Consider the following 5736-nt stretch of genomic DNA (forward strand, 5'->3'; position numbering starts at 1 on the left):
ACTACGCGGAAGTGATACATCAGCTTGCGGTACCGATAAATGAACAAGGCAACAAAAGGGATAGCAACAGCTGTATACAACAACATGGCAAGACTCCGCAGCATTGAACGTCAGCGCAGTCTGGCGGGTCTTTTTGGCAAACGTATTACAGGGAGGCGTTGAATGTAATAGCGCGGGGTTGAGCAGGGATGTCCAAACCCTGAATACAAAAAACCCCCGTCACTTTCGTGGCGGGGGTTTTTTGTTTGGTTTAAGAGCCTGACGATGACCTACTCTCACATGGGGAAGCCCCACACTACCATCGGCGATATGTCGTTTCACTTCTGAGTTCGGCATGGGATCAGGTGGTTCCAACATTCTATGGTCGTCAGGCAAACTGGTTTGGTTGTCCTGAATAATCAGGATGACCAAATAGGTTGCCTTACCGGTGTTCTCTACCGAAGTAGAACTGCTTGCTCACCGGCAAAGCCAAATTGGGTAACGAGAAGTTTGCTATTCAACTGCAAGGTTAGTATCTCTCACACCGTATCTTTGCGTTACCTGGCTTGATGTGCCGAGTAACTGCTTTGGTGTTATATAGTCAAGCCTCACGGGCAATTAGTACTGGTTAGCTTCACGCCTTACAACGCTTCCACACCCAGCCTATCAACGTTGTGGTCTTCAACGGCCCTTCAGGGGAATCAAGTTCCCAGGGAGATCTCATCTTGAGGGAGGCTTCCCGCTTAGATGCTTTCAGCGGTTATCCCGTCCGAACGTAGCTACCCGGCAATGCCACTGGCGTGACAACCGGAACACCAGAGGTTCGTCCACTCCGGTCCTCTCGTACTAGGAGCAGCTCCTCTCAAATCTCCAACGCCCACGGCAGATAGGGACCGAACTGTCTCACGACGTTCTAAACCCAGCTCGCGTACCTCTTTAAATGGCGAACAGCCATACCCTTGGGACCGGCTTCAGCCCCAGGATGAGATGAGCCGACATCGAGGTGCCAAACACCGCCGTCGATATGAACTCTTGGGCGGTATCAGCCTGTTATCCCCGGAGTACCTTTTATCCGTTGAGCGATGGCCCTTCCATACAGAACCACCGGATCACTAAGACCTGCTTTCGCACCTGCTCGACTTGTAGGTCTCGCAGTCAAGCACCCTTCTACCTTTACGCTCGTTGCACGATGTCCGACCGTGCTGAGGGTACCTTTGTGCTCCTCCGTTACTCTTTGGGAGGAGACCGCCCCAGTCAAACTACCCACCACACAATGTCCCCGATCCCGATAAGGGACCCAGGTTAGAACCTCAAACATGCCAGGCTGGTATTTCAAGGACGACTCCACAATGACTAGCGTCACTGCTTCAAAGTCTCCCAGCTATCCTACACAAACAGGTTCAAAGTCCACTGTGAAGCTATAGTAAAGGTTCACGGGGTCTTTCCGTCTAGCCGCGGGTACACAGCATCTTCACTGCGATTTCGATTTCACTGAGTCTCGGGTGGAGACAGCGCCCCCATCATTACGCCATTCGTGCAGGTCGGAACTTACCCGACAAGGAATTTCGCTACCTTAGGACCGTTATAGTTACGGCCGCCGTTTACCGGGGCTTCGATCAAGAGCTTCGCCGAAGCTAACCCCATCAATTAACCTTCCGGCACCGGGCAGGCGTCACACCCTATACGTCCGCTTACGCGTTTGCAGAGTGCTGTGTTTTTAATAAACAGTTGCAGGGGCCTTTTCACTGCGACCGCCGATAGCTTAGGGAGTAAATCCCATCACCGTCAGCGGCGTACCTTCTCCCGAAGTTACGGTACCACTTTGCCTAGTTCCTTCACCCGAGTTCTCTCAAGCGCCTTAGAATACTCATCCCAACCACCTGTGTCGGTTTGGGGTACGGTTCCTTATAACCTGAAGCTTAGAAGATTTTCCTGGAAGCATGGCATCAACCACTTCCCGGTCACAAAGGACCAGTGGTCTCGACTCTCAGCCTTAAGGTGCCGGATTTGCCTAACACCTCAGCCTACAGCCTTTCCCCGGGACAACCAACGCCCGGTAGGCATAGCCTTCTCCGTCTCTCCATCGCAGTTATAAGAAGTACGGGAATATTAACCCGTTTCCCATCAGCTACGCATTTCTGCCTCGCCTTAGGGGCCGACTCACCCTGCGCCGATTAGCGTTGCGCAGGAAACCTTGGTCTTTCGGCGTGCGGGTTTTTCACCCGCATTATCGTTACTCACGTCAGCATTCGCACTTGTGATACCTCCAGCATGCTTCTCAACACACCTTCACAGGCTTACACAACGCTCCCCTACCCAGCAGAACAAGTCTGCTGCCGCAGCTTCGGTATCCAGTTTGAGCCCCGTTACATCTTCCGCGCAGGCCGACTCGACTAGTGAGCTATTACGCTTTCTTTAAAGGGTGGCTGCTTCTAAGCCAACCTCCTAGCTGTCTGAGCCTTCCCACATCGTTTCCCACTTAACTGGAATTTGGGGACCTTAGCTGGCGGTCTGGGTTGTTTCCCTCTTCACGACGGACGTTAGCACCCGCCGTGTGTCTCCCGGATAGTACTCACTGGTATTCGGAGTTTGCATCGGTTTGGTAAGTCGGGATGACCCCCTAGCCGAAACAGTGCTCTACCCCCAGTGGTATTCGTCCGAGGCGCTACCTAAATAGCTTTCGGGGAGAACCAGCTATCTCCGAGCTTGATTAGCCTTTCACTCCGATCCACAGGTCATCCGCTAACTTTTCAACGGTAGTCGGTTCGGTCCTCCAATGCGTGTTACCGCATCTTCAACCTGCCCATGGATAGATCGCCCGGTTTCGGGTCTAATCCCAGCAACTAAACGCCCTATTAAGACTCGGTTTCCCTACGGCTCCCCTAAACGGTTAACCTCGCTACTGAAATTAAGTCGCTGACCCATTATACAAAAGGTACGCCGTCACCCCACAAAGAGGGCTCCGACTGCTTGTACGTACACGGTTTCAGGTTCTATTTCACTCCCCTCTCCGGGGTTCTTTTCGCCTTTCCCTCACGGTACTGGTTCACTATCGGTCAGCCAGGAGTATTTAGCCTTGGAGGATGGTCCCCCCACATTCAGTCAAAGTTTCACGTGCTCCGACCTACTCGATTTCACCTGATCAGATTTTCGGATACGGGGCTATCACCCACTATGGCCGGCCTTCCCAGACCGTTCTCCTAATCATTCACAGACTTAAGGGCTAATCCGCGTTCGCTCGCCGCTACTGACGGAATCTCAATTGATTTCTGTTCCTACGGGTACTTAGATGTTTCAGTTCCCCGCGTTCGCCTCGCATACCTATGTATTCAGTATGTGATACCTGCCTTATGACAGGTGGGTTTCCCCATTCGGAAATCTCCGGATCAAAGTCTGTTTGCCGACTCCCCGAAGCTTATCGCAGGCTACTACGTCCTTCATCGCCTCTGGCTGCCAAGGCATCCACCGTGTACGCTTATTCACTTGACTATATAACCCAAAACAGTCACTTCACTTTCCACTTCCAGACTTGCGCCTTTCCGCTTCAAACTCCATCACCGCCCAGGTCACTCATCGTGATAACGATTCACCATAAAGACACAAATGTCAGAGATAACATCTAACGCTTGCATTCTCATTGAATACTTGGACTTCTCATTTCCCAAATTGTTAAAGAACTTCTCATATCATCAAATATGAGACCGATTAAAAAACCGGAAACAAACAATTCATCAGCCTTTCTTCAAGAGAAAGTGAATTACTTGTTTCCGGCTTCTAGCCGGCAACAAAAGACAAGCAAACGTGTGAGCCCTGAACAGGACGGAAATCTTTGTCGTTAAGGAGGTGATCCAGCCGCAGGTTCCCCTACGGCTACCTTGTTACGACTTCACCCCAGTCATGAACCACACCGTGGTGAACGTCCTCCCGAAGGTTAGACTATCCACTTCTGGTGCAATCCACTCCCATGGTGTGACGGGCGGTGTGTACAAGGCCCGGGAACGTATTCACCGCGGCATTCTGATCCGCGATTACTAGCGATTCCGACTTCATGGAGTCGAGTTGCAGACTCCAATCCGGACTACGAACAGTTTTAAGGGATTTGCTTGGCCTCGCGACTTCGCTGCCCTCTGTACTGCCCATTGTAGCACGTGTGTAGCCCAGGCCGTAAGGGCCATGATGACTTGACGTCGTCCCCACCTTCCTCCGGTTTGTCACCGGCAGTCTCCCTAGAGTTCCCACCCGAAGTGCTGGCAACTAGGGACAAGGGTTGCGCTCGTTACGGGACTTAACCCAACATCTCACGACACGAGCTGACGACAGCCATGCAGCACCTGTCACTTGGCTCCCGAAGGCACCAATCTATCTCTAGAAAGCTCCAAGGATGTCAAGGCCTGGTAAGGTTCTTCGCGTTGCATCGAATTAAACCACATGCTCCACCGCTTGTGCGGGCCCCCGTCAATTCATTTGAGTTTTAACCTTGCGGCCGTACTCCCCAGGCGGTCTACTTATCGCGTTAACTTCGTCACCAAGAATACTAAGATTCCCAACGACTAGTAGACATCGTTTACGGCGTGGACTACCAGGGTATCTAATCCTGTTTGCTCCCCACGCTTTCGCACCTCAGCGTCAATGTCAGTCCAGGAGGCCGCCTTCGCCACTGGTGTTCCTTCCGATCTCTACGCATTTCACCGCTACACCGGAAATTCCACCTCCCTCTACTGCATTCTAGCCTGCCAGTTTCAAATGCAGTTCCCAGGTTGAGCCCGGGGCTTTCACATCTGACTTAGCAAACCGCCTACGCGCGCTTTACGCCCAGTAATTCCGATTAACGCTCGCACCTTTCGTATTACCGCGGCTGCTGGCACGAAATTAGCCGGTGCTTCTTCTGTAGGTAACGTCAAGTACTCATCCGTATTAAGGATAAGCCTTCCTCCCTACTGAAAGTGCTTTACAACCCGAAGGCCTTCTTCACACACGCGGCATGGCTGGATCAGGGTTGCCCCCATTGTCCAAGATTCCCCACTGCTGCCTCCCGTAGGAGTCCGGGCCGTGTCTCAGTCCCGGTGTGGCTGATCATCCTCTAAGACCAGCTACGGATCGTCGCCTTGGTGAGCCATTACCTCACCAACAAGCTAATCCGACGCGAGCTCATCCATCAGCACAAGGCCCGAAGGTCCCCTGCTTTCCCCCGTAGGGATTATGCGGTATTAGCCTGGGTTTCCCCAGGTTATCCCCCACTAATGGGCAGATTCTCACGTGTTACTCACCCGTCCGCCGCTCGACGCCTCCTAGCAAGCTAGGATCGTTTCCGCTCGACTTGCATGTGTTAGGCCTGCCGCCAGCGTTCAATCTGAGCCATGATCAAACTCTTCAGTTAAGAAAAGCGTTTAAAGTGGCCTCTCATAGAGAGGAGCACTTAATGCATGCTCAGTTCGTCATCTGAATTAACAAAAACTTTGTTGACTCGTTCAGAACTGAAATCTTTTAAAGACCCCATCCCGAACAGGTCCCACACGTTTGCTTGCCTGATTGTTAAAGAGCGTCTCGTTCGTGGCGCTTCGCTGTGGTGCGTTGCGTTGTTGCCCCGTCGAGGAGTGCGCATTCTAGAGAGTTCGCTCTGGGAGTCAAACCCTTTTTCGCACTTTTTTTAAAAAACCTGCTGACCGTTCAAATTCCGCTCAAATCGCCGAGAAAACAGGCGCCAACGCCTGTTATTTGACCGTCACCCGGGCAATCTTCTTCTTTCCGGCCTGAATC

General features: G+C 52.2%; 3 rRNA genes. All 3 read right to left on the reverse strand.

Going from position 1 to position 5736, the window contains the following annotated elements:
- Positions 1–256: 256 nt before the first annotated feature.
- The 3 genes from rrf to A3730_RS08730 all read right to left on the reverse strand — a co-directional run bounded on the left by rrf (position 257) and on the right by A3730_RS08730 (position 5356).
- Positions 257–372: ribosomal RNA gene (gene rrf, locus A3730_RS08720) — 5S ribosomal RNA — on the reverse strand.
- 204 nt (positions 373–576) lie between these two features.
- A 23S ribosomal RNA gene (locus A3730_RS08725) occupies positions 577–3468 on the reverse strand.
- Between the two features lie 347 nt (positions 3469–3815).
- Positions 3816–5356 (reverse strand): 16S ribosomal RNA (locus tag A3730_RS08730).
- Together the 16S, 23S and 5S rRNA genes form the textbook arrangement of a ribosomal RNA operon.
- Between the last annotated feature and the right edge of the window lie 380 nt (positions 5357–5736).

It is taken from the genome of Alcanivorax sp. HI0044, assembly GCF_001634945.1.